General features: G+C 76.4%; 19 protein-coding genes. 12 read left to right on the top strand and 7 right to left on the bottom strand.

The genetic code is table 11. The annotated features are described in order from the left end of the window. Window positions 1-3: 3 nt before the first annotated feature. Window positions 4-603, top strand: a complete 600-nt coding sequence (locus BM414_RS26055) for a GDSL-type esterase/lipase family protein (protein ID WP_175551819.1) — start codon at window positions 4-6, stop codon at window positions 601-603. A 4-nt stretch (window positions 604-607) separates the two neighbouring features. Here BM414_RS26055 and BM414_RS26050 read toward each other — a convergent pair whose 3' ends face one another. Together BM414_RS26050 and BM414_RS26045 are read right to left on the bottom strand one after the other, a co-directional pair. Next, window positions 608-1,066: an ATP-binding protein gene (locus BM414_RS26050; protein WP_093584406.1), complete on the bottom strand. Its 459-nt coding sequence runs from the start codon at window positions 1,064-1,066 to the stop codon at window positions 608-610. A gap of 115 nt (window positions 1,067-1,181) precedes the next feature. Further along, window positions 1,182-2,834 carry a SpoIIE family protein phosphatase gene (locus tag BM414_RS26045; protein ID WP_093584403.1) on the bottom strand — a complete coding sequence of 551 codons (1,653 nt, stop codon included), beginning with the start codon at window positions 2,832-2,834 and terminating at the stop codon, window positions 1,182-1,184. A 214-nt stretch (window positions 2,835-3,048) separates the two neighbouring features. Between BM414_RS26045 and BM414_RS26040 the strand changes: the two genes are divergently transcribed. Beyond that, on the top strand, window positions 3,049-4,779 hold the full coding sequence (locus BM414_RS26040) for a SpoIIE family protein phosphatase (RefSeq protein WP_093584400.1): 1,731 nt from the start codon (window positions 3,049-3,051) through the stop codon (window positions 4,777-4,779). Here BM414_RS26040 and BM414_RS26035 read toward each other — a convergent pair. Next, the gene (locus BM414_RS26035; protein WP_093584397.1) at window positions 4,776-5,696 is read right to left on the bottom strand and encodes an alpha/beta hydrolase; all 921 of its coding nucleotides are present in this window, start codon (window positions 5,694-5,696) and stop codon (window positions 4,776-4,778) included. The two genes, BM414_RS26040 and BM414_RS26035, sit on opposite strands and share 4 nt — an antisense overlap. A gap of 17 nt (window positions 5,697-5,713) precedes the next feature. After that, window positions 5,714-5,980 (bottom strand): ZIP family metal transporter, encoded by a 267-nt coding sequence (locus BM414_RS30420; RefSeq protein WP_217644939.1) that lies wholly within the window; start codon window positions 5,978-5,980, stop codon window positions 5,714-5,716. Between the two features lie 244 nt (window positions 5,981-6,224). Here BM414_RS30420 and BM414_RS26025 point away from each other — a divergent pair, with 244 nt between their 5' ends. Beyond that, window positions 6,225-7,241, top strand: coding sequence for a zinc-dependent alcohol dehydrogenase (locus tag BM414_RS26025; protein WP_093584393.1), 1,017 nt, complete (start codon window positions 6,225-6,227; stop codon window positions 7,239-7,241). Window positions 7,242-7,258: 17 nt separating this feature from the next. Here BM414_RS26025 and BM414_RS26020 read toward each other — a convergent pair whose 3' ends face one another. Together BM414_RS26020 and BM414_RS26015 are read right to left on the bottom strand one after the other, a co-directional pair. Next, a complete protein-coding gene (locus BM414_RS26020) occupies window positions 7,259-8,446 on the bottom strand; it encodes an ATP-binding protein (RefSeq protein ID WP_093584434.1) in 1,188 nt (395 codons plus the stop codon). Between the two features lie 54 nt (window positions 8,447-8,500). Continuing rightward, on the bottom strand, window positions 8,501-9,100 hold the full coding sequence (locus tag BM414_RS26015; RefSeq protein ID WP_093584390.1) for a TetR/AcrR family transcriptional regulator: 600 nt from the start codon (window positions 9,098-9,100) through the stop codon (window positions 8,501-8,503). 75 nt (window positions 9,101-9,175) lie between these two features. Between BM414_RS26015 and BM414_RS26010 the strand changes: the two genes are divergently transcribed. The 7 genes from BM414_RS26010 (at window position 9,176) to ppk2 (ending at window position 19,394) form a co-directional block, all read left to right on the top strand. Further along, entirely contained in the window at window positions 9,176-9,892 is a 717-nt protein-coding gene (locus tag BM414_RS26010) for a GAP family protein (protein WP_093584387.1), read from the top strand. Between the two features lie 52 nt (window positions 9,893-9,944). Further along, a complete protein-coding gene (locus BM414_RS26005) occupies window positions 9,945-10,319 on the top strand; it encodes a nuclear transport factor 2 family protein (protein ID WP_093584385.1) in 375 nt (124 codons plus the stop codon). 196 nt (window positions 10,320-10,515) lie between these two features. Next, complete coding sequence (locus BM414_RS26000) at window positions 10,516-10,884, top strand: phage holin family protein (RefSeq protein ID WP_093584433.1); 369 nt, start codon at window positions 10,516-10,518, stop codon at window positions 10,882-10,884. Between the two features lie 63 nt (window positions 10,885-10,947). After that, window positions 10,948-15,873 (top strand): NAD-glutamate dehydrogenase, encoded by a 4,926-nt coding sequence (locus BM414_RS25995; RefSeq protein ID WP_093584384.1) that lies wholly within the window; start codon window positions 10,948-10,950, stop codon window positions 15,871-15,873. 205 nt (window positions 15,874-16,078) lie between these two features. After that, window positions 16,079-17,413: an alkaline phosphatase gene (locus BM414_RS25990; protein WP_093584383.1), complete on the top strand. Its 1,335-nt coding sequence runs from the start codon at window positions 16,079-16,081 to the stop codon at window positions 17,411-17,413. A 276-nt stretch (window positions 17,414-17,689) separates the two neighbouring features. Beyond that, entirely contained in the window at window positions 17,690-18,289 is a 600-nt protein-coding gene (locus BM414_RS29765) for a lysophospholipid acyltransferase family protein (RefSeq protein ID WP_093584382.1), read from the top strand. A 52-nt stretch (window positions 18,290-18,341) separates the two neighbouring features. Further along, window positions 18,342-19,394, top strand: coding sequence for a polyphosphate kinase 2 (gene ppk2, locus BM414_RS25980; protein WP_245785003.1), 1,053 nt, complete (start codon window positions 18,342-18,344; stop codon window positions 19,392-19,394). 48 nt (window positions 19,395-19,442) lie between these two features. Here ppk2 and BM414_RS25975 read toward each other — a convergent pair whose 3' ends face one another. Continuing rightward, window positions 19,443-20,870, bottom strand: a complete 1,428-nt coding sequence (locus tag BM414_RS25975) for an amidase (protein ID WP_093584381.1) — start codon at window positions 20,868-20,870, stop codon at window positions 19,443-19,445. On the opposite strand from BM414_RS25975, the gene BM414_RS31540 reads away from it, so the two are divergent. Beyond that, a complete protein-coding gene (locus BM414_RS31540) occupies window positions 20,821-21,381 on the top strand; it encodes a GNAT family N-acetyltransferase (protein WP_093584380.1) in 561 nt (186 codons plus the stop codon). The two genes, BM414_RS25975 and BM414_RS31540, sit on opposite strands and share 50 nt — an antisense overlap. A 61-nt stretch (window positions 21,382-21,442) precedes the next feature. Then, on the top strand, window positions 21,443-23,158 hold the full coding sequence (locus BM414_RS25965) for a DEAD/DEAH box helicase (RefSeq protein WP_093584378.1): 1,716 nt from the start codon (window positions 21,443-21,445) through the stop codon (window positions 23,156-23,158). The last annotated feature ends 23 nt before the right edge of the window (window positions 23,159-23,181 follow it).

Raw genomic sequence — 23,181 nt, 5'->3', positions numbered from 1 at the left:
GCCGTGGCCCGTGACCTGCGCATCTGCTTCGTCGGCGACTCCTTCACCGCGGGCACCGGCGACGGGACCGGTGCCGGCTGGGTCGGCCCCGTGCTGGCGGCCCTGCGGGCCGACGGCGTCGCGGTGACCGGCTACCCCCTCGGGGTCCGCCGCGAGACCTCGCTGGACATCGCCCGGCGCTGGTACCCCGAGGTCCGCGCCCGGCTGCGGGACGGCGCCGACCACCGCCTCGTCCTCTCCTTCGGCGCCAATGACGTCTCGGCGCCCACCGGCCGCGCGCGCGTGCCGCAGGAGCGCACCCTCGACGTCCTCGCCGCGGTGCTCGACGAGGCGCACGGGGCTGGGTGGCCCGCCTTCGTCACCGGCCCGCCGCCCGTCCCCGACGACGACGCGCAGACCGGACGTGCGCTCGCCCTGTCGGCCGCCATGGCCGAGGTGGCGGCCGCGCGCCGCGTCCCGTTCGCCGACCTGGCCGCACCGCTGGCCGCAGACCCGTCCTGGGCCGAGGCCGTCCGCGCCGGCGACGGCATCCACCCCGACGCCCGCGGCTACCGGCTGCTCGCCGGCCTGCTGCTGCCCGCGCTGCGGACCTGGCTGGCCTGAGGCGTCAGGCCGAGGAGACCGCGCACTCCTCGATCGCCGTGGGCAGGCAGGCCCACACGTGCTTGCACCCGTCGTCGACGTACCACCCGTGCGCTACGGACAGCCGCGCCACGAGGTAGAGGCCCAGACCGCCCTTCGCGGGGTCCCGGCCCACGGCCGGCGCGGGCATCGTGTGGGGGTCGCGGTCGCTGACGTCGAGCAGCCAGCCGCCGGTCCCGGCCACCACCGTCGCCACCACCGGGGACACCCCGTGGCGCAGTGCGTTGGACGCCAGCTCGTCGAAGGCCAGGATCATCCGGTCGGCGGCCGGGTCGTCGGAGTCGCGCGGGAAGCCGATGGCGCTGAGGTGGTCCCGGAGCCCCGCCCGCGCCGCGGGCAGCTCGGACAGGCCCCCGAGGTCCATGCGCCACAGGTCGCCCCGCCCGTCGGGCAACGGGCGCAGCGGCCAGGCAAGTCGGCCCATGACCTCTCTCCGTCGTCGTCCAGTTCCTCCGGGACGACGTCTCGGTGCCCAGCGGGACGGCCGGCCAACCCTCCCGGCGCCCTCCTGGCCCCGCGGGGTGAGGCGGCTCTCGGCTTCAGTCCGTCCCGACGGTGACGGCGACCAGGGCGACGTCGTCCTGCGGTGTGCCCTGCAGCAGGCGGGCGAGCAGCTCGTCGCACAGGGCCGGCAGCGGTGCCCCGGCGAGCTCGGCCAGCGTGCGGTGCAGCCGGTCGGTGTCCGCGTCCAGCGTGCTGCCGCGCCGCTCGACCAGCCCGTCGGTGTGCAGCAGGACCGTCGTCCCGGGTGCCAGGTCCACGGTCGACTCGCGCCGCACGGCAGCCGCCTGCACCCCGAGCATCAGGTCACCCTCGCCGGTGCCGTGGTCCAGGGCGGTGACCCGGCCGTCGGGCAGGAGCAGCACCGGCGGCGGGTGGCCGGCGTTGGCCCAGCGCAGCCGCCGGCCGCCGTCCTCCAGCCGGGCGACCGCGGCCGTGGCGAGCGTGCCCCCGTGCATGGTCGCCATCGCCTCGTCCAGGCCGCGCAGGACCTCGGCCGGCCCCGCGCCACCGCGGTGGGCGACCCCCCGCAGCAGGCCGCGCAGCTGCCCCATCGCCGCCGCGGCCGCGGTGTCGTGCCCGACGACGTCGCCGATGACGACGACCGGGTCACCGGCGGGGGAGAGGAAGGCGTCGTACCAGTCCCCGCCCACGCGCGCCGCCTCGGCCGCGGGCACGTAGCGCACCACGACCTCCAGGCCGGGGAACACCGGCGGCTCGGTGAGCAGGCTGCGCTGCAGTGCCTCCGCCAGCTGGATCTGCCGGCTCTGCCGCCCGACCCGGTCCACCGCGCGCCCGGCCTGGACGGCGACGGCGCGGGCGGTGGCGAGGTCGGTCTCGCCCATCGCGCGGCCGGCGTCGAGGTAGAGCGTGAGCACGCCGACGGTCCGGGACTCGGCGGGCAGCGGCAGGACGACCACCGACCCCGCGCGCAGGTCGCGCAGCATGCCCCGCGTCGTCTCGTCCGTCATGACCGCCAGGACCTCCGGCACCGGGGAGCTCACCGGCGTCCCGGCGCGCAGCGCCCGTGCCACGGGGGAGGCGGCCGGGAGCCGGTCCAGCCGCACCCGCGCGTAGCGGGCGAGCAGCTCGCGGCGCTCGGGGTCGACGTGCCAGGAGCCGACGTCGCGGGCGCGGCCCTCCCGGTCGACGACGGTGACCACGCAGCCGTCGGTGAGCACGGGGACCACCAGCCGCGCCAGCCGGCCCAGCGCCGAGACGCCGTCGAGCGCGCCGGACAGCTCGGCCGCGACGCGTACCAGCAGCGTCGCGCGGGCCGCGGCGCGGTCGGCCTGCTCCTGCACCGCCCGGCGGCCGGACACGTCGGCAACGGTCACCGCGAGCCCCTCGGGCCCGGGCACGGCCCGCACCTCGTACCAGCCGCCCTCCCCGGCCGCGACGGTCACCGGCTCGCCGGAGCCGGCCGCCTCGGTGCAGGCCTGGGCGAGGGCGTGCCCGGGGCTGCCGGGGACGGCGTCGTCGAGCGGCCGGCCGACGAGGACGGCGGCGCCCCGTCCCAGCAGCCGCTCGGCGGCGGCGTTGAGCCACGTCAGCCGCCCGGCCGGGTCGAGTGCCAGGACGGCGGCCGGCAACCGGTCGACCAGCGTGGCGAGCGCGAGGCGGTCGAGCAGGGAGTGGGGGAGGGGCACGGTCGGCTCGGCGCGCGGCGGGGACCTCAGCGGTTCGGCCATGCCCGCACCCCCTCGCCGCCCGTCCGGACCGGCGGAGGGACGCCGGACGTCGTCGCCGCCGATCCTGGCGGGTGGGGACCGCGCTGCCAACGGGTCCCGCGGCGGGTCGTGATCACCCGGACCGGTACGGCCACCTCGGCGTACGTCCCGCCATGGGGGAGCATGTGGCCCATGACCCCGGACGGCGCCGCGCCGCCGGCCCCGTGACCTGCTGGTGCAGGCCGTGGAGGGCATGGACCGGCCGCTGTTCGTCCTCGACGCCGACTGGCGCTTCAGCTACGTCAACCCCGCGGGTGCCGCCGCGCTCGACCGCAGCGTGGACGACCTGCAGGGACAGGGGATCTGGGAGCAGTTCCCCGAGGCGGTCGGCGGCCCGTTCGAGGAGCTGTACCGGCACGTCCGGGAGACGGGGGAGTCCGGCTCGACCGAGGCGTGGTTCGGCCCGCTGGGCACGTGGTTCCGCGCCGATGCCTTCCTCACCGGCGCCGGCCTGGTGGTCACCTACGACGACGTCACGCAGCGCCGGCGCACGGAGGAGGAGCGCGCCGCGGCCGTCGCGGCGCGGGAGGCGGCCGCCGTGCAGGCCGCCGCGGCGGCGGCACACGCCGAGGCCTCGGCCCGCCACCTCGTGCTGCTCGGCGACATCAGCCAGGCGATGACCGCCACCACCGACGTCGACGAGGCCGTGGCCCGGTTCGCCGCGCTGGTCGTCCCGCTGCTGGCCGACTGGTGCCTGGTCAGCGTGGTCGACCCCGACGGCACCCGCCGTGACGTCGGCCGCGCGCACAGCGACCCCGCGATGGTCGGGGCCGTGCACCGCTACGCCGACCTCCGCGTGCGCAGCAACCGCCTCTCCGCGCCGGTGCCCACGGCGCTGGCCAGCGGCCGGCCGGTGGTCATCGCCGACCTCACCGAGGACGACGTCGCGGTCATGGTGGCCGACGAGGTGAGCCGCGAGGCGCTGGAACCGCTGCGCTCCTCCGCCGTCGCCACCTTCCCGCTCCTGGCCCGCGGGGAGCAGTTCGGCGCGTTCACGCTCGTCAACGGGCGGGAGCGGGGACCGCACACCGAGCTGGAGCTGCGCACCGCCGAGATCGCCTCCCGGCGGGCCGCGCTGGCGCTGGACAACGCGCGGCTGGCCAGCGCCGCCGCGCAGATGGCCGAGCGGATGCAGCACAGCCTGCTGTCCCCGCCGGTGCAGCCCGACCACCTGGAGCTCGCCGTCCGCTACCGGCCGGCCACCCGCGGGGTGTCGATCGGCGGGGACTGGTACGACGCGTTCCTGCAGCCCGACGGCGACACCGTGCTGGTCATCGGCGACGTCATGGGCCACGACATCGAGGCCGCCGCGGCGATGGGGCAGGTCAAGACGCTGGTCCGCGCCATCGCCTTCGACCGGCTCGAGGAGCCCGCCGGCGTGCTGCGCCGGGTCGACCACGCCCTCGTCGGCCTGGACGTGCCGGCGATGGCCACCGCGCTGGTGTGCCGGGTCGAGCAGGACGACGCCGACCGGGCCGCGGGTGTGCGCCGGCTGCTCTGGTCCACCGCCGGGCACCCCGACCCGATGCTGCTGCTGGCCGACGGCACCGTCCAGGACCTCACCGCGCCGGTCGGCCCGCCGCTGGGCATCGGCTGGCGCGGCCCGCGTGCCGACGGCGAGGTGCTCGTCCCGCCGGACAGCACGCTGCTGCTGTTCACCGACGGCCTGTTCGAGCGGCGCGGCGTCCTCCTCGACGACAGCCGCGCGCAGCTGCGCGAGCTGCTAGCCGCCTCGGCCGGCCGGACGCTGGACGACCTGTGCGACGGGCTGCTGGCCGGCATGCTCGGGGAGGGCGCCGAGGACGACGTCGCGGTGCTGGCCGTCCGAGCGCACCCGGTCGCGGGGGAGCGGCCCGCGGTGGCCGGCCCGGAGGTCCTGCCGCCGCTCCTCGGCCGCCCGGCCTAGCGGGCGGCCGCCGCCCGGACCTCGTCGGCCACGGCCGCCACGCCCTGCTCGGCCCACAGGATCGAGTAGTGGTTGGTGTCGGGCACCTCGCGGGCGGTGATGCCGGACGGCTCCAGCCCCAGGCCGGCCAGCCGCACCTCGTCGTAGAGCCCGGGCCTCTGGTCGAACAGGCCGCGGGTCGCCCACAGCAGCGTCGCGGGCACCGGCAGGGCGGTGGTGGCCTCGAGGACCCGCTCGTTGAGCAGCACGTCGCCGCCGTCGACGCGGACCGCCTCGGGCACGCAGGCGCTGCGCAGGGGCGTCTCGCCGGCCACCAGGTCGCGGGAGAGGTAGGCGGCCACCGAGGGCACGTCCACCCACGGGCCGACGGCGGGGTGCCGCTCCCAGAACGCGCGGACGGCGGGCAGGTCGGGGAACGTCGTCGACAGCCGGTCCAGCGACGGGCCCAGGACGGCGGCGAGCTTGGCGTCGACGTCGGCGCCGGGCGGCTCCGCGAGGGCCAGGCCGCCGTCGACCAGGACCAGGCCGTGCACCTCGTCGCGGGCCGGGCCGGCCGCAGCCAGCGCCGCGACGAAGGCGCCCATGGAGTGCCCGACCAGCACGGTGGCGTCGGCACCGGCGTCGTCGTCGGCGCCGAACCGGTCGAGCAGGGTGGCGACGTCCTGCGCGTGCCGCTCCAGGCCGTAGGGGCCGGGCAGCCCGGCCGAGCCGGCGCGCCCGCGCAGGTCGGGTGCGACCACCTCGAACTCGCCGGCCAGCGCCGCCGCGACGCGGGCCCAGGCCATCGCGTTGGCGGTGATGCCGTGGACGAGCACCGCGATGGGGGAGCCGGGGGCGTCGGCCGCCCAGTACAGGGCCGAGAGGTCACCGCCGTCGACGGGGACGTTGATCTGGACCGGGTCTCGGAGCTCCGCCACGGGCCCACCCTGCCCGGTCACGCGCCGAGCCGCTCGATCGCCGCGAAGGCGACGAGGAAGCCGGAGGTCGTGATCAGGCCGGTCCAGGTGCGGGTGCGGGTGCGCTCGAAGGCCTCCGGGATCATCGTGTCGGCGACCATGGTGAGAATCGCGCCGGCAGTGACCGCGGTGATGACGGCGATCACCGCCCGCGGCACGCGGACGAACCAGGCGACCAGCGCCCCGAGCACGAGGGCGGCCCCGCCCAGCAACCCCCACAGCCCTGCTTCGACAGCTCTAGGCACGGCCCGCTCGTTGCCCACCGTTGCGCCCAGCAACCATCCGTGCGGGGGAATGGCCGTCTCCGCCGTCCTGCGGCGCCGACCGCCGCGTCGTGTGCACGGGACGCGGCCGGGAACCCGGGACAGCGGCTCTCGACGGCAGGCCACGGGGACCGGCACAGTCCCCGTGACGACGTCGTCCCCGCCGAGGAGCCCGCCGTGCCCGGAACCGACGCTCCCGTCCCCGCGCTCCGGGCGCCGGCCTGACGTGCGCGCCCTCGTCCTCTCCGCCCCCGGCCGCCTCGTGTGGGAGGAGGTGCCCGACCCGGAGGTCGCGCCGCACGGCGCCCTCGTCCGGCCGCTGGCGGTCGCGCGGTGCGACCTCGACGCCCCGATGGCCGCGCTGGGCCTCTTCCCCGGCCCGTTCCCCGTCGGCCACGAGCTGGTGGCGGAGGTCGTCGAGGTGGGCGGCGACGTCGCCCTGCGCCCCGGCAGCCGCGTCAGCGTGCCGTTCCAGGTCTCGTGCGGGGACTGCGGGCCGTGCCGGGCCGGGCGCACGGTGGCGTGCGGCACCTACCGCGCCCCCGCCGGTGCCGCGTACGGGTTCGGCGCGCGGGGTGGGGGCCACGGCGGCGCGGTGGCCGACCTGCTCGCCGTCCCGCACGCCGACCACGCGCTCGTGGTGGCACCGCCGGGCCTGTCCGACGTCGCGCTGGCGACCCTGCCGGACAACGCCGTCGACGCCTGGCGCACGGTCGGGCCGCAGCTGCGCGAGCGTCCCGGTGCCGAGGTGCTCGTGCTCGCCGGCGCGGTGCCCTCGATCGGGCTGTACGCCGTCGCGCTGGCCCGTGCCCTGGGCTCCCGGCGGGTGCGCTACGTCGACCGGGACGAGCAGCGGTGCGCGGTGGCGGCGGGGCTGGGTGCCGAGGTGACCCGGCTCGACGGCGACTGGCCGCGCCGGTACGACCGGGCCGAGGTCGTCGTCGACGGGACCGCCGACGCCGCAGGCGTGGCCTGCGCGGTGCGTTCCACGGAGGACGGGGGGCTGCTCACCGTCGTCGGCATCGTCTTCGGCGAGGCGTCCCTGCCGCTGCTGGAGATGTACACCCGGGGGATCACCGTCCACCTGTCGCGGGCCGACTCGCGGCGGAACCTGCCCGAGGTCCTCGCGCTCGCCGCGTCGGGGGCCTTCGACCCGCTCGCCGTCCCCACGACGACCGCACCGTTCGAGGACGCCGCTGAGGTCTGGCTCGAGCCGGCGACCAAGCTGGTGCTGTCCCGGTAGTCCCGGCGGGCGCTCCGTCAGTCGGGGTGGCGCAGCAGGTAGCGGCCGAAGTGGGGGACGGTGAAGGCGATCTGGCCGCGCTCGGCGGAGTAGACCAGCCCCTTCTTGATCAGCGAGTCGCGCGCGGGGGACAGCGACGCCGGCTTGCGGCCCAGCGTGGCGGCCACCTCCGACGTCGCCACCGGGGTGCCGGCCGGGCCGCCGAGCTCGGCCATCGCGTGCATGTACTCGCGCTCGGCCGGGGTGGCGCGGTCGTAGCGCGAGCCGAAGAAGCCGACCGCCAGCTCGGCCTCGGCCACCGGAGCGGCCATCGCGACGTCGCCGGCGGTGATGGGGGAGGCCGCCGCGACGTCCCAGGTGACCTTCCCGTAGGCCTGCACGAAGTACGGGTAGCCGTCGGCGGCCGCGTACAGGGCGTCGAGGGCGGCCGGCTCGAAGGTGACCTCCTCGCGCTCGGCGGGGGCCAGCAGCGCCCGGTCGGCGGCGGGCCGGTCCAGCCGGTCGATGCGCAGGTAGCGGAACAGCCGCTCGGAGTAGCTCTTCGACGCCGACAGCACCGCCGGCAGGTGGGGGAGCCCCGCGCCGACGACGATCAGCGGTGCGCCCTGCTGGGACAGCTCGTGGCACGCCGCGCAGATGGCCGAGACGTCGGCGGCCTGCACGTCCTGCATCTCGTCGATGAACAGCGCCACGCCGCGGCCGACGTCGGCGGCCAGCCCCGCGGCGTCGCTGAGCAGCTCGACCAGGTCGATCTCCATGTCGCCGGAGTCGGCGCGGCCGGTGGTCGCCGGGACGTCGATGCCCGGCTGCCATCGGTCGCGCAGCCTGGCGTCGGACGGCGTGAGCCGCTGGGCGAAGGCCTTGACCGTGCCGAGGACGGCGTCCATGGAGTCCTGGTCGGGATGGCGCAGCTCGCGCAGTGCCATGTGCAGTGCCGAGGAGACCGGCCGGCGCAGTGACTGGTCCGGCCGCGCCTCGATCTTCCCGGTGCCCCACCCGCGGCTGATCGCCGCCGACCGCAGCTGGTTGAGCAGCACCGTCTTGCCCACGCCGCGCAGCCCGGTGAGCACCAGCGAGCGCTCGGGGCGGCCCCGGGCGATCCGCTCCAGGACGACGTCGAAGGCCGACAGCTCGTCGTCGCGGCCGGCCAGCTCGGGCGGGCGCTGGCCGGCGCCGGGCGCGTAGGGGTTCCGGACGGGGTCCACGTCGAGCACCGTATGGCCTCGTCTAGCCGTGCCGGTAGAGATCGGTAGAACGGCCTAGCGCGTGTCGCGCAGGTCGTCGAGGTGGGCGGCGAGCACCTGCCGCACACGCCCGACCGGCAGGGCGGACGGGCGGGTGACGGCGTGCACGGCCAGCCCGTCGAGGACGGCGTACAGGCGCTCGGCCTCCAGTGACGGGTCCGAGCCGGGCCGCAGGTCGCCGGCGTCGGCCAGCACGGTGAGCACCCACCGGCAGAGCGCGAGCAGGTCCTCGGCGGAGCGGTCGCGCAGGGCGGCGAGGGTGGGGGCGGTGAGGGCGCGCGCGGTGAGTGCGAGCCACACCTCGGCCTCGGCCCGCCGCCCGTCGTCGAGCGGGAGGGTCTCCTCCAGCACCCGGAGCACGAGACGGGCGTCGGGCGTGGCGCCGGCCACCACGGCCGCGACCCGCGCCCGCGCGTGCTCGATCACGAGGGTCATCGCGAAGTGCAGCAGCTCGTCCTGGGTGGCGAACCAGTGCCGGAGCGCGCCCATCGACGTCCCCGCCTCGCGGGCGACGGCGCGCACGGACGCGCCCTGCACGCCGTCGCGGCGGATCACCCGCCAGACGGCGGCGGCGATCTCCCGGCGGCGCTCCGCGGCGTCCACGGTCCTCGGCACGGCGTCGTTGTAGCACGACTGTGCTAGTTTAGATCTTGGCAGCACACCCGTGCTGCCAAGACCAGGGGAGGCGACGTGGAGCCCGCGGTGCTGCTGGCCCTGGCGGGGCTGGCCCTGATCGACAGCACGAGCGTCGGCACGCTGGTCCTGCCGCTGTGGCTGATGCTCGCGCCGGGCCGCGTGAGGGCCGGCCGGGTGCTGCTGTTCCTCTCGACCGTGGCCGGCGCCTACCTCCTGCTCGGCGTCGCCCTCGTGCTGGGAGCCGGGCAGGTGCTCGACCCGCTGCGGGTGGCGCTGGAGGGCGCCGCCGGCCGCGTCGCCCAGCTCGTCGCCGGGATCGTGCTGGTCGTGCTCGGGCTGACCGTCGAGCCGTGGACGCGGGCCGGCAAGGAGAGGCGACGGGCCGCCCGCGCCGCCCGCGGGCCCGGCCGTCTCGCGCGCTGGCGCGACCGCGCGCGCGGGGAGGGCCCGCCCGGCGCGGTCATGGTCCTCGCGGCGACCGCGGTGGGTATCGAGGCGGCGTCGATGGTCCCCTACCTCGCCGCGATCGCCCTCCTCGCGACCTCCGGCGTCGGGGTCGTACCCACCGTCGCGGTGCTGGCCGGCTACTGCGTGGTCATGGTCCTGCCGGCGCTGGTCCTGCTCGCCGTCCGGGCGGCACTGCACGACCGGCTCACGCCCGCCCTCGCCCGCATCGAGGCGTGGATGTCCCGCAACGCCGGCGAGACGACGGCCTGGGTGCTGTTCCTGCTCGGCCTCTTCCTCGTCTCCGACGCCCTGCCGCTGCGCTGACCGGCGGGCACGGGCTGGACGCCGGCGACGGACCGGGCCAGGGTCCCCGGGCATGGACGACGACGACGTTCACCAGGACCTGCTGACCCTCGAACGGCGCGGCTGGGAGGCGCTGTGCGACGGGACCGCGGCCGCCTTCTACGGCGAGGTCATGACCGACGACGGCGTCATGGTGCTGGCCAGCGGCGCCGTGATGGACCGGGACGCCGTCGTCGTGGCGCTCGAGGCGTCCCCGCCCTGGCACCACTTCGACCTGGCCGACGTCCGCGTCGTGCCGGCCGGCGGCGACGCCGCGGCGCTCGTCTACACCGGGCGGGCCTGGCGCGACGAGGACGGCGAGCCGTTCACCGGGGCCATGACGAGCCTCTACGTGCGCGACGGCATCCGCTGGCGGCTCGCGCTCTACACGCAGACGCCGGTGTCCTGACGCCGCGCGGACGACCCGGGGGTGATCACCACCCGTCCACGGCGGTCCCCGCGGCCTGCGGGACGACCCTCGGCGCCTGGTGAGCACCGCGGCGCCGTGTCGTGGACGGGCTGCGGTCCTCTAGCGCCGACGCGAGAGAGCCCTAGACGGACCCAGACGACGGTCGCTCACAGGCTGCGCCGCTAGCGTGGCGACCGTGATCAGGTTCGCGCTCAAGGTCGTCGTCATGGCCCTGGCCTTCTACGGCCTCACCCGGTTGCTGCCCGGCATCGACATCGAGGGCAACGAGAACGGTGCGCTCGGTGTCAGCGGCACGTTCCTGTGGGTGGCGCTGGTCTTCGCGGTGGTCAACGCGATCGTCGGGCCGGTCCTGCGCTTCCTGTCCTTCCCGGCGATCCTGCTCAGCCTCGGGCTGTTCCTGCTGATCGTGAACGCCGCGCTGCTCGGCCTGACCGCCGCGCTGTCGGACCGCCTGTCGGTCGACGGCTTCGGCACCGCGGTCCTCGGCGGGCTCGTGCTCGCCGTCGTCGGCTGGGTCGCCGACCAGGTCCTCGACCGCGGCTGAGTCCGGCCCAGCGGGGTCCTTCCCCGGTGGGGGGCAGGGGGTCCGTCGACTAGCGTCGGAGGCATGAGCACCACCGGCGCGGACACCGTCGTCCCCGGCCGACCGGAGGACCTCCCGCCCGCGCTGGTCGCCCTCGAGGAGGCCAACGACCGCAAGCGGGCGCTGCTGGCCGAGGCGGCCGACGCCGCGGCGGGCTCGCTGGACGAGGGCCTGCCCGCCGGCTGCGGCACCGCGGACCTCCCGGCCCTGCTGCGGCGCTACTACTGGAGCGAGCCGGCCGCCGAGGTCCTCGGGCACGGCCCGGCCGACCTCGCCGCGCTCGCGCTGCGCCACCTGCGCCTGGCCGGCGTCCGCCCGCAGGGCTCGGCCACGGTCGTCGTGGAGCGGCTGGCCGACGGGCGGGGACTGCTGCTCGTCGTCACCGACGACATGCCGTTCCTCGTCGACTCGGTGACCGCCGAGGTGGTCCGCCAGGGCGCGGGCCTGCAGCACGTCGTCCACCCGGTCGTCGTCGTCCGCCGGGACGTCTCCGGCGGACTGCGCGCCTTCTGCGACAGCCCCGGCACCGCCGCCGCGGCCTGCGGCCCCGACGCGCTGGCCGAGTCCTGGATGGCCGTCGTCCTGGACGGCCCGCTCGACGACGAGGCCGCCGGCGACCTGGCGACCGGGCTGCGCACCGTCCTCGCCGACGTGCGCGCGGTCGACGAGGACGCCCCGCGCACCGCCGCCCGCGCCCTGGAGCTGGCCACCCGCCTGGAGGAGCAGGGCGGCACCCCGGAACCGGCCGACGGCGCGGACCCGGCCGACGACCCCGCCGAGGCCGCCGCGCTGCTGCGCTGGCTGGCCGACGGCAACTTCGTCTTCCTCGGTGCCCGCGACGTCGAGGTCGGCGACACCGTGCGTGCCGTCCCCGGCACCGGCCTGGGCGTGCTGCGCAGCGACACCGCCGCGGCGATGCCCGAGGCCGCCGGCCCGCTCGGCCCCTCGCTGGTGACCGTCACCAAGGCCGACATCCGCTCCACGGTGCACCGCCGTGCCTGGCTGGACCTGGTCGCGGTCACCGTGCCCGCCGACGGCGACCGCCCGGCCCGACAGCACCGGTTCGTCGGGCTGTTCCCCGGCACGGCGTCCGCCGCCGGCGTCCGCGACGTGCCGCTGGTCCGCCGCCGGGTCGCCGCGGTGGTCGAGGGGTCCGGGGTCCCGGCCGACAGCCACACCGGCAAGACGCTCGTCGACGTCCTGGACACCCTCCCGCGCGACGAGCTGTTCCAGGCGCCGGCCGCCGAGCTGCTGCCCGTGGCGCTGTCCGTGCTCTACCTGCAGGAGCGCCGCCAGACCCGGCTCTTCCTGCGCCGCGACCCCTTCGGCCGGTTCTGGTCGGCGCTGGTCTACCTGCCCCGCGACCGCTACACGACCGAGGTCCGGCTGGCGATGCAGCAGCTGCTGCTGTCCCGGCTCGGCGGGCGCGACATCGAGTTCACCGCCCGCTCCACCGAGTCGGTGCTGGCCCGGCTGCACTTCGTGGTCCGGGTGCCGGTGGGCCGGGGTGGGACGCCCGCGCTGCCCGACGTCGACGCCGACGCGCTGCAGCAGGAGCTCGCCGCCGTCGCCCGCAGCTGGTTCGACGACCTCGCCGAGGCGCTGGCCGCCCGCCACGGCGACGGCACCGAGCAGGTGCTCGCCCGCGTCGCCGACGCGTTCCCCGCCGCCTACCAGGAGGACTTCCCGGCGACGACGGCCGTCGAGGACCTCGCCCGCCTCGACGGGCTGCGGCCCGGCGAGCTGGGCCTGCGGCTGCACCGCCCGCCCGGGGCCGACGCCGGCGAGCCGCGGCTGACCGTCTACCGGGTGGGGGAGCGGCTGCTGCTCTCCGACGTGCTGCCGGTGCTGCAGAACATGGGCGTCGACGTCGTCGACGAGCGGCCCTACGAGATCGACCGGATCGGCGCCCCGCCGGCCTGGATCTACGACTTCGGGCTCACCGCGCCCGGCGGGGAGCTGCCCTTCCCCGGGTCGCTGCCCGAGCGGTTCACCGAGGCGGTCGCCGCCGTATGGCGCGGCGAGGCCGAGGACGACGGCCTGGGCGCGCTGGTGCTGCTGGCCGGGCTCAACTGGCGGCAGGTGACCGTGGTGCGCGCCTACGTGCAGTGGCTGCGCCAGGCCGGCCTGCCCTTCGGCCAGCGCTACGTGGAGACGACGCTGGCCGCGCACCCCGACGTCGTCGCCCGGCTGGTGGCGCTGTTCGAGACCCGCTTCTCACCCGACCGCGAGTCCGGGCGCACCCAGCGGCAGGAGGACCTCGCCGCCTCGCTGCGGGAGGCGATCGGCCGGGTCGACACCCTCGACGCCGACCGTGTCCTCACCAGCCTGTTGGCCGCCGTCACCGCCACCCAGCGCACCACCTACTACGCGGCGTCCGGCGGCGTGCCCGCCCCGCCGCTGGCGATCAAGCTCGACCCGCACGCCGTCCCCGACCTCCCCGAGCCGCGCCCGGCCCGCGAGGTGTTCGTCAGCTCCCCGCGGGTGATGGGCGTGCACCTGCGTTTCGGCGCGGTCGCGCGCGGCGGGCTGCGCTGGTCCGACCGGCGCGAGGACCTGCGCACCGAGGTCCTCGGGCTGGTCAAGGCGCAGATGGTCAAGAACACCGTCATCGTGCCCACCGGCGCCAAGGGCGGCTTCGTCGTCCGCAACCCGCTCCCGGAGGGCGCCTCCCGCGAGGAGGTCCAGGCCGAGGGCCAGGCCTGCTACCGGCTGTTCATCGGCGCCCTGCTGTCGCTGACCGACAACCTGGTCGGCGGCGAGGTCGTGCCGCCACCGCGGGTGGTCCGCCACGACGGCGACGACGCCTACCTCGTCGTCGCCGCGGACAAGGGGACGGCGACCTTCTCCGACCTGGCCAACTCCGTGGCGATCGAGCGGGGCTTCTGGCTCGGTGACGCCTTCGCCTCCGGCGGCTCGGTCGGCTACGACCACAAGGCCATGGGCATCACCGCCCGCGGCGCCTGGGAGTCGGTGACCCGCCACTTCCGCGAGCTCGACGTCGACGTGCAGAGCCAGGAGTTCACCGTCGTCGGCATCGGCGACATGTCCGGCGACGTGTTCGGCAACGGGATGCTGCTCAGCGAGCACATCCGCCTGGTGGCCGCCTTCGACCACCGGCACGTATTCGTCGACCCCACCCCCGACGCCGCCGCGTCGTTCGCCGAGCGGCGGCGGCTGTTCGACCTGCCGCGCTCGTCGTGGGCCGACTACGACCCCGCGCTGATCAGCCCCGGCGGCGGCGTGTGGCCGCGGACGGCGAAGGCGGTGCCGGTCAGCGAGCCGATGCGGGCCGCGCTCGGTCTCGACGCCGGCGTCGACACCCTCTCGCCGGTCGAGCTGATCCGCGCGGTCCTGCTCGCCCCGGTGGACCTGCTGTTCAACGGCGGCATCGGCACCTACGTCAAGGCCGCGACCGAGAGCCACGTCGACGTCGGGGACAAGGCCAACGACGCCGTCCGCGTCGACGGCGGCCAGCTGCGCGTGCGCGTGGTGGGGGAGGGCGGCAACCTCGGCCTCACCCAGCGCGGGCGGGTGGAGTACGCCCTGGCCGGTGGCCGCGTGAACACCGACGCCATCGACAACTCCGCGGGCGTGGACACCTCCGACCACGAGGTCAACATCAAGATCGCGCTCAACGGGGTCGTGGGCGCCGGGGAGCTCGACGCCGGGGGCCGGGCCGCGCTGCTCGCCGACATGACCGACGAGGTCGCCGTCGCCGTCCTCACCGACAACCACGCGCAGAACGCCGCGCTCGCCACGGAGGCCACCTCCGCGCGGAGCCTGCTCGACGCGCACGAGCGGTACCTCCGGGCACTGGAGCGCTCCGGGCGGCTGTCCCGCGCCGTCGAGGCGCTGCCCGACGACCGCGCGCTGGCGCAGCGGCGCCGCGACGGTCAGGCGCTGACCAGCCCGGAGCTGTCGGTGCTGCTCGCCTACGCCAAGCTCGAGGTGGACGCCGCCGTCCTGCGCTCCGACCTGCCCGACGACCCCGCCCTGGCCCGGCTGCTGCGCGACTACTTCCCGGCCGCGCTGCGCGAGCGGTTCCCCGAGGCGGTCGACACGCACCCGCTGCGCCGGGAGATCGTGGCCACCGCGCTGACCAACCGGGCGGTGAACACCGCCGGGGTGACCGGCCTGTTCCGCCTCACGGAGGAGACCGGCCTGGACCTGGCGGCCGTCGTCCGGGCGCACGCGGTGGCCCGGGCGGTGTTCGACGTCGACCGGCTGTGGGACGCCGTCCGGCCGCTGGACAACCGGGTGCCCGCTCCGGTGCAGGTGGAGCTGCGCACCGAGGCGACCCGGCTGGCCGAGCGGGCGGCGCGCTGGCTGCTGCGGCTGCCGGAGCTCGGCAGCCGGCCCCCGGCCGGGATCACCGCGGTGACCGACCGGTTCGCCGCGCCCGTCGCGGCGGTGCGCAGCGGCCTGCCGGGCTGGCTGCTCGGCCACGAGGCCGCCGCGTACGCCGAGCGGGCGCAGCGGCTGCAGGCCTCGGGCGTGCCCGCCGAGCTGGCGGGGGAGGTGGCGGCCGCGCCGCTGCTGCCGGCGTCGCTGGACCTCGCCGTCGTCGCCGAGCGGACCGGTGCGCCGATCGAGCTGGCCGGGCGGGTGGCGCAGGAGCTGGCCGAGCGGCTGTCGGTGGTGCCGCTGCGCGAGCTGGTCACCGCGCTGCCCCGGGACCGCCGCTGGCCGTCGATGGCGCGCGCCGCCCTGCGCGACGACCTCGCCGCCGAGCAGGCCGAGCTCGCCGTGGAGGTGCTGGCCGTGCGAGGGAGCGGCCCGGCCACCCTCACCGACGCCGCGTCGCTGGTGGGCGCCTGGGTGGAGGGCTGGGAGCCCGCGCAGCGCCGGGCGGCCGCCCAGCTCGCCGACATCGCCGCCGGCGACCGGCACGAGCTACCCGAGCTGCTGGTCGCCGTCCGGACCCTGCGGGGCCTGCGCCGCCGCTGAGAGCGCGTCCCGGGGGGTCCGGGCGGCTGGGAGACGGCTGGACGGTCGCTGTACGGAACCGGTCCGTCACGGGCTGCCCGGACCGGCCGCGACACGGCCGGGACACTCCCGGCGCCTGCCCACGGTGACGCACGTCACACCGCACGGTGGGGGCATCCCCGGCCGGCACGTGCCGGGCCGGGGACCGGGCGACGAGAGGACGGCCATGACCACGACGAGGACACGACGGCTGCGGACGGTCACCGTGGTCGCGGTGGCGGGCGGCTCGCTGGCGCTCCTCCCGTTCAGCGGGGCATTCGCCGGGCCCGGGCACGGCAGCGGCTACGGGAACGGGCACGGCAACGCCCACGGGCAACCGCGCAGCGTCATCTTCGTCAACGGCGACGGCATGGGCGCCACCCACCGCGAGGCCGGGCGCCTGGACCAGGAGGGCTTCGACGGCCAGCTGGCCATGGACCGGCTGCCGATCGCCGGACTGCAGACCACCGACGCGCGCGACCCCGAGGACACGGTCACCGACTCCGCGGCCTCGGCGTCGGCCTGGGCCACCGGGGTGAAGACCTACAACGGCGCGATCAGCGTCGACGTCGACGGCAACCCCCTGCCCACCCTGGGACAGCAGGCCGAGGAGGCGGGGCTGGCCGGCGGGATCGTGACCACCGCACAGGTCACCGACGCCTCGCCCGCGGCGTTCTTCGCCAACAGCACCGACCGCGCCGCGCAGGACGACATCGCCCGCCAGTACCTGGAGGTCAGCCGACCGGAGGTCATCCTCGGCGGCGGCGAGGACTGGTGGCTGCCCGCCGGCGACGAGGGCACCTACCCACCGCGGGCCGGCGACGAGGAGGACCCGGAGGTGTCCCGAAGCACGCAGGGCGACCTCGTCGCGCAGGCCGAGGGGCTCGGCTACGAGTACGTCAGCACCGCGGAGGAGTTCGCCGCCGCCGACTCCGACCTGCTGCTCGGGCTGTTCGCCAACGAGGAGATGTTCCAGCAGCGTCCCGAGGGGCAGGGCGACGAGTTCGACCCGGTCGTCTCGCTCGCCGACATGACCACCCGGGCCCTCGAGGTCCTCTCCCAGGACGAGGACGGCTTCTTCCTCCTCGTCGAGGAGGAGGCCGTGGACGAGATGAGCCACAACAACAACGGCACCCGGATGCTGGAGTCCATGCGCTCCCTCGACGACGCCGTCGAGGTCGCCCGGGCCTACGTCGCCGAGCACCCCGACACGCTGCTGATCGTCACCGGCGACCACGAGTGCGGCGGCCTGACCATCGAGGACGTCGACGCCGATGACGAGAGCGGCCCCGGGGGCACGCTCGACCCGTCGATCGCGGGCGAGACCGAGTCCGGTGAGGACGGCCCGTTCGTCGTCGCCGGCACCGGCGGCGCGTACGACTTCGCCCTCGACTGGACGACGACCTCGCACACCGGCGTCCCGACCGTCGTCACCGCGGAGGGGCCGGGCAGCGAGGACCTGACCGGCTACTACCCGAACACCCACCTGTACGACGTGGTGTCCTCGGTGCTGTTCGACTGACGCACCCCCCGGGGCCCGGGGGCCGGCGATCGCCGGTCCCGGGGTCCCGGCACGTGCCGACGGGTTCCCCGGATCGACCTCCGGTCTCCGCGCCGCCGTCATCCGGCGGACACCTGGGCACCCGACCCTGGCGTGCGGACAGCTCGTCCGCCGCCGGGAGGACCGATGGACCACGGCACGCCGACCCCCGTCCGCACCTCGTCTCCGCACACCTCGTCTCCGCACACCTCTGCTCCTGCCCGCAGCGCTGCACCTGCCCGCAGCGCGATGACGCCGGTGCTCGCCCGGACCGCCGTCCGCGCCGCCACCGCGACCTGGGGCGGCGACCGCCGCCAGCAGCGGCTGCGGGTGTGCACCGCCGCCGACCTGCTCCTGGCGCAGGGCCTGCGCGTCCGGGTCGTGAACCCGCCGGTCGCCTGGCCGCGCGGCCCGCGGCTGGTGGTGGCCAACGCCGCCGGCTGGGCCGACGTGCTGGCCCTGGCCACCGTCGTGCCCGGCACGCCGGTGGTCGACGCCGCGCTGGCCGCCCGTCCGCTGCTGCGCTCGCTGGCCCGCCGCGGCGGGCTGCTGGTCGACGACGGCAGCGGCGCCGTCCGCGCCCAGGTCACCGCGCTGCTGCGCGCCGGCGCCACGGTGACCGCGCACCCCGGTGGCGCGGCCGGCGCGGACGACCCCGGCCGGTTCCGCGCCCGTGCCCTCGCCCCCGCCGTCGACGCCCAGGCCGCCGTCTGCCCGGTGGCCGTCCGCCCGGCCGGGAGCGGGGTCCTGGAGGTCCACCTGCTGTCCGCGCTCCAGCCGGGACACGACGCGCGGGCCCTGGCCGCACTCGCCGAGTACGCGGTCGCGCACGTGCTGGAGTCCGGCGCGCCGGTCTGAGAGCCGTCCCGGGACTGTCCGTCCGCCGAGGGGGGTACGGACGAGCCCGTCCGTGACCCGCCCGGAGGGGGACCCCGTGCAGCCCGACACGCTCGCCCACAGCGAGGACGCCGAGACGTTCGACGGGGAACCGTCCCGCACCACCACCGAGGCGCCGAAGGAGGCCGAGGTCCTCGACCTCAGCCGCTGGCGGCTCAACGCCCTCCCCGACGAGAACAGCGACGAGGACTGGGACGACGACCGCCAGCTCTTCGGCCCCGACGGCGCGCTGGTCGAGACGTGGCGCGAGGGCTATCCCTACACCGAGCGCATGGAGCGCCGGGAGTACGAGATCGAGAAGCGCCGGCTGCAGATCGAGCTGCTCAAGCTGCAGGGCTGGGTGAAGGAGACCGGCCAGCGGCTGGTCATCGTCTGCGAGGGGCGCGACGCCGCGGGCAAGGGCGGCACGATCAAGCGCTTCACCGAGCACCTCAACCCACGCGGCGCCAGCGTGGTCGCGCTGGACAAGCCCTCGGAGCGCGAGCGGGCCCAGTGGTACTTCCAGCGCTACGTGCAGCACCTGCCCGCCGCCGGGGAGATCGTGCTGTTCGACCGCTCCTGGTACAACCGCGCCGGCGTCGAGCGGGTCATGGGCTACTGCACCGAGGAGCAGTACCAGCAGTTCCTGCTGCAGGCCCCCGAGCTCGAGCGGATGTTCGTGGCCAGCGGCATCCGGCTGTTCAAGTTGTGGTTCTCGGTCTCCCGCGGTGAGCAGCGGACCCGCTTCGTCGTCCGCCAGATCGACCCCGTGCGGCAGTGGAAGCTCTCGCCCACCGACCTGGCCAGCCTCGACAAGTGGGACGCCTACACCGAGGCCAAGGAGGCGATGTTCCTCCACACCGACACCCAGCACGCGCCGTGGACGGTCATCAAGAGCAACGACAAGAAGCGCGCCCGCCTCGAGGCGATGCGGCACGTGCTGTGCCGGCTGGACTACGAGGGCAAGGACTGCGACGTCGTCGGCGACCCCGATCCGCTGATCGTCGGCTCGGCCGCCGACGTGCTGGAGGAGTCCTCCGGCGTCCCCGTCGCCCCGCCATCGCCTCGGGTGGCCCGGTTTCGATGACCTCGTCTGCGGCTCTCTAGCTGCGGCGTTAGAGAGCCGCAGACGGCGTCAGAGCGGCGGGCGGCGGGCCGGTCCGGTGACCTGCTCGACCGCGGCGGCCATCTCCAGCAGGCGAAGGTCCGCCCGTGGCGCGGCGACCACCTGCAGCCCCACGGGGAGGCCGTCGGCGGTGTACCCGCCGGGGAGCGACAGGGCGGGGCACCCGGTGGCCGAGATGAGCGTGCAGGAGCGCATCCAGCCGAGGTAGTCCTCCTGCGGCACCCCGGCCACCTCCGTCGGGTACTCCTGCTCGACGGGGAAGGGCAGCACCTGGGTGGTCGGTGCCAGCAGCACGTCGTAGCGGTCGAAGAACCCGACCACCTGCTCGTGCAGCCGGGTGTGGGCCAGCTCGGCGCGGGCGACGTCGGCACCGCTGAGCGCCGCGCCGCGGGCGGCGTTGCGGCGGATGGCCTCCTTGACCTGCTCCGGCGAGCGGCGGACGACGTCGCCGAAGGTGGCCTCGAACAGCCACGCCCGCAGCGTGCCGAAGACCTCGTCGGCCTCGCGGAGGTCGGGGCAGGCCTCCTCGACGACGGCGCCCTGCGCCTCGAGCTGCGGCAGCAGCCCGGCCAGCACCTCGGGAACGGCCGGCTCGACCGGTACCAGCCCGCCGAGGTCGGGCGCCCAGGCCACCCGCAGGCCGCGCAGGTCGGCCGGGCGTGGGGCGGCGAACCCGGCGCCGTCCTCGGACAGCGCGATGGGCACCCGCGGGTCGGGACCGGCGATCGCCGACAGGGTCAGCGCGACGTCGCCGACCGTGCGTCCCATGGGGCCCTGCACCGACAGCGTCGCCCAGCCCAGGCCCGCCGGCCAGGTCGGCACCCGCCCGGGCGAGGGCCGCAGACCGACGACGCCGCAGAAGGCCGCGGGGTTGCGCAGCGAGCCGCCCATGTCGCTGCCCTCGGCCACCGGCACCAGCCCCGCGGCCAGCGCGGCCGCCGCGCCGCCGCTGGAGCCGCCGGCCGACAGCCCGTGCCGCCACGGGTTGTGGGTGGCGCCGAAGAGCGGGTTGAAGGTGTGCGAGCCGGCCGCGAACTCCGGCACGTTGGTCTTGCCCACGCGCACCGCCCCCGCGCGGCGCAGCCGCTCGACGACGAGCTCGTCGCGCGCCGGGACGGTGTCGGCGTGCAGCGGTGAGCCCCACGTCGTCCGCATCCCGCCGGTGGCGTGGGTGTCCTTGTGCGCCACCGGGAGGCCGTGCAGCGGGCCGACCTCCTCCCCGGCGGCCAGGGCGGCGTCGGCGGCGTCGGCCGCGGCCCGGGCACCCTCGGGGTCGAGGGTGACGATGGCGTTGACCTGCGGGTCGATCCGCTCGATGCGGGCCAGGTGCGCCTCGAGGAGCTCCCGCGCGGAGACCTCCTTCGCGCGCACGAGCGCGGCCAGCTCGGTGGCCGGGCGCAGGCAGAGGTCGTCGTCGGGGGGCGCTGTCGAGGTCACCGGGGGAGGGTGCCACGGACGGCCGCGCGGGGCGGCACGATCGGTGCGTGGAGCCGGTCGTCGAGGTGACGACGAGCGAGGACCCCGCCCTGCTGGGGCTAGTGGCGGCCCAGGAGCGGGAGGTGACGGCCCGCTACGGCGTGGACGACGCGGGCCCGTGTCTGTCCGCGAGCCGTGTGCCTGCTCACGCCTGGACGGTCACCCGGTCGGGTGCGTGGCCCTGGGGTCGCTGGAGGACGGCATCGGCGAGGTGGAGCGGATGTACCTCGACCCCGGCGCGCGTGGGCACCGGATCGGACGGCTCCTGCTGGAGCGCGTCGAGGAGCCGGCCGACTCGCGCGGTCACCGGCTGCTGCGCCTGGAGACCGGCACGGAGCAGCCGGAGGCGCTGCAGCTCCACCGGAGCGCCGGCTGGCGGGAGATCCCCTGCTACGGGTACTCCAGGGACCACCCGGGCACCGTCTGCTCCGAGAAGCCCACCGCCCTCCGCGGTCACGTCCCGGGTGCCTGACGACCACCCCGGTGCGACCCCGGGGTCCGCGCCGTCCCACGCCTCGGGGGACCATCAGGACATGACCAGCGACGTGGGCACGGCGGCCGCTCGGGACGAGCGGACGGCGGCCGGTGGGGACGAGGAGACGGCGACCTTCGCCGACCTCGGGCTGCGTCCCGAACTGCTCGCCGCGCTCACCCGGCTCGGTTACGAGGAGCCCACCCCGATCCAGCGCGAGGCCGTCCCGCCGATGGTGGCCGGGCGCGACCTGCTCGGCCAGGCCGCCACCGGTACCGGCAAGACGGCGGCCTACGCGCTGCCGGTGCTGCAGCGGCTGCCCGACGACCGCCCCGGCGGCGACCCGCTCGCGCTGGTCCTGGTGCCCACCCGCGAGCTGGCCATCCAGGTGTCGGAGGCGCTGCACCGCTACGGCCGCGACCTCGGCGCCCGCGTGGTGCCGGTCTACGGCGGCCAGCCGATCCCGCGCCAGCTGCGGGCGCTGGAAGCCGGGGTCGACGTCGTCGTCGCCACCCCCGGCCGTGCGCTGGACCTGCTGCAGCGCGGCAGCCTGCGCCTGGGCGGCGTCGCCACCGTGGTGCTCGACGAGGCCGACGAGATGCTCGACATGGGCTTCGCGGAGGACCTCGAGGCGCTGCTCGTCGAGGTGCCCGGGGAGCGCCAGACGGTGCTGTTCAGCGCCACGATGCCGCGCCGGCTCGACAGCATGGCCCGCCGCCACCTGCGCGACCCGCTGCGCATCCAGGTCGCCCGCGAGGTGCCCACCGAGGGCCAGGCGCCGCGGGTCCGGCAGACGGCGTTCGTCGTCGCCCGCGCGGCCAAGCCCGCGGCGCTGGGCCGCGTGCTCGACGTCGAGAGCCCGACGGCGGCCATCGTCTTCTGCCGCACCCGCGACGAGGTCGACGACCTCACCGAGACGCTCAACGGCCGCGGCTACCGGGCCGAGGCGCTGCACGGCGGCATGAGCCAGGAGCAGCGCGACCGGGTCATGGGCCGGCTGCGCGGCGGCACCGCGGAGCTGCTGGTGGCCACCGACGTCGCCGCCCGCGGGCTCGACGTCGAGCAGCTCACCCACGTCGTCAACTACGACGTCCCGGCGGCGGCGGAGACCTACGTCCACCGCATCGGCCGGGTCGGGCGGGCCGGGCGCGAGGGCGTGGCGATCACCCTGGTCGAGCCGCGGGCGCACCGGATGCTCAAGACCATCGAGCGCGTCACCGGCGCGCCCATCCACGTCGAGCGGGTGCCCACGGTCGCCGACCTGCGCGCCCGCCGGCTGGAGCTGACCCGCGCCGCGCTGCGGGAGAGCCTGCTCGGTGACGACCTCGAGCGCTTCCGCGCCGTCGTCGAGACGCTCACCGACGAGTTCGACGTCATGGAGGTGGCGCTGGCGGCGGTCAAGCTGGCGCACGAGGCCACCAACGGCCCCGACGACGACGAGGAGATCCCCGAGGTCACGCTGCGGCCCGAGCGCCCGCAGCGCGAGGGGAACGGCGACCGGGGCCGGCCGTCCCGGCCGCGGCCGGGTGGCGGTGACACGGCGCGGCTGTTCATCGGCGCAGGCCGGAGCGCCGGCGTGCGCCCCGGCGACCTGGTCGGCGCGATCGCAGGGGAGACCGAGCTGCGCGGCCGCGACGTGGGCTCGATCGAGATCGCCGAGCGGTTCAGCCTGGTCGAGGTGCCCGCCGGTTCCGCCGAGGAGGTCATCACCGCGCTGCGGGCCAGCACGATCAAGGGACGGAAGGTGACCGTCCGCCGGGAGCGGCCGCGCACCTAGCCGAGAGGACCCGCTACCGCGGC

Source organism: Geodermatophilus amargosae, assembly GCF_900116515.1.
In the GTDB taxonomy this organism is placed as follows: Bacteria; Actinomycetota; Actinomycetes; order Mycobacteriales; family Geodermatophilaceae; genus Geodermatophilus; species Geodermatophilus amargosae.
The sequence above is the reverse complement of the archived record's forward strand: the minus strand, read 5'-3'. Positions and strand labels throughout refer to the sequence as shown.

What these genes read in the sequence shown, in the direction of transcription:
- BM414_RS25995 (WP_093584384.1), top strand. Translation starts at nt 10,948, where the DNA reads ATGAGCACCACCGGCGCGGACACCGTCGTCCCCGGCCGACCGGAGGAC.
- BM414_RS25965 (WP_093584378.1), top strand. Translation starts at nt 21,443, where the DNA reads ATGACCAGCGACGTGGGCACGGCGGCCGCTCGGGACGAGCGGACGGCG.
- BM414_RS25990 (WP_093584383.1), top strand. Translation starts at nt 16,079, where the DNA reads ATGACCACGACGAGGACACGACGGCTGCGGACGGTCACCGTGGTCGCG.
- BM414_RS26045 (WP_093584403.1), bottom strand. Translation starts at nt 2,834, where the DNA reads ATGGCCGAACCGCTGAGGTCCCCGCCGCGCGCCGAGCCGACCGTGCCC.
- BM414_RS26005 (WP_093584385.1), top strand. Translation starts at nt 9,945, where the DNA reads ATGGACGACGACGACGTTCACCAGGACCTGCTGACCCTCGAACGGCGC.
- BM414_RS26050 (WP_093584406.1), bottom strand. Translation starts at nt 1,066, where the DNA reads ATGGGCCGACTTGCCTGGCCGCTGCGCCCGTTGCCCGACGGGCGGGGC.